The organism is Bradyrhizobium semiaridum (assembly GCF_020329505.1).
Taxonomy (GTDB): Bacteria; Pseudomonadota; Alphaproteobacteria; order Rhizobiales; family Xanthobacteraceae; genus Bradyrhizobium; species Bradyrhizobium semiaridum.
The window spans coordinates 1-673 of record NZ_JAGKJJ010000075.1 but is presented as its reverse complement, the minus strand read 5'-3'; the positions used below and the strand labels follow the sequence as shown (position 1 = coordinate 673).

1 protein-coding gene and 1 pseudogene are annotated in these 673 nt (G+C 66.9%); one reads left to right on the top strand and one right to left on the bottom strand.

Annotation, left to right across the window (positions count from 1 at the left end):
* A pseudogene (locus J6500_RS31485) lies at window positions 1–164 on the top strand (LLM class flavin-dependent oxidoreductase); the annotation flags it as partial.
* 106 nt (window positions 165–270) lie between these two features.
* Here J6500_RS31485 and J6500_RS31480 read toward each other — a convergent pair.
* The coding region (locus J6500_RS31480; RefSeq protein ID WP_225716583.1) for a M24 family metallopeptidase at window positions 271–673 on the bottom strand (403 nt) is incomplete at its 5' end.

Here is a 673-nt window from a genome sequence, read left to right as displayed (position 1 = left end):
CCGCAGAGCCGGATGCGCTGATCGCGCAGCTGAAGAAGGACGAGGCAATCGCCGAGGCCGACACCTTGCTGCTGACCGTGCCGAACCAATTGGGCGTCGCCTACAACGCGCACGTGATCGAGGCGATACTGACGCATGTCGCGCCGGCGCTGGGGTGGCGCTGAAGCGCAAGCTCAAACGATCGAGCCCATTTCTTCAGGCCGCTCCGGCGCAGCCTCTAAGCCCTGGTCGGCAACATCCGTTTGAGCGTCACGCCTCCAATTCGAAAACTCAGGCTTTGCCCGCGACGTTCCATCCGCGCGCGATGTCGCCGGGCGCTTCCCAGCCATCGTCAGTGACGATCAGCGTATCTTCGAGCTTGATGTAGCCGCGCGCCGGATGGAGCATCGCGGTCTCGATCGAGATCACCATCCCGGGCTGCAGGGGCCGGTCGGCGTCGTAGGGTGCATAAGGTACCGGCCCGTGGCCGGTGAGCCGCGGCGCCTCGTGACTGACAAGGCCGATGCCGTGCGCCGTGTAGTCCAGCACATTGCCATGCGGCGCCCGGCGTACCGCCTCTTCGCCGGCGGCGATGATGTCGCCGCCACGCGCACCGGGGCTGATCGCGCGGCGCGCCACCTGCTGGATCTCCTCGATCTCGTGCAGCAGGTCGCGCAATTCCGCGTCGGGCTCG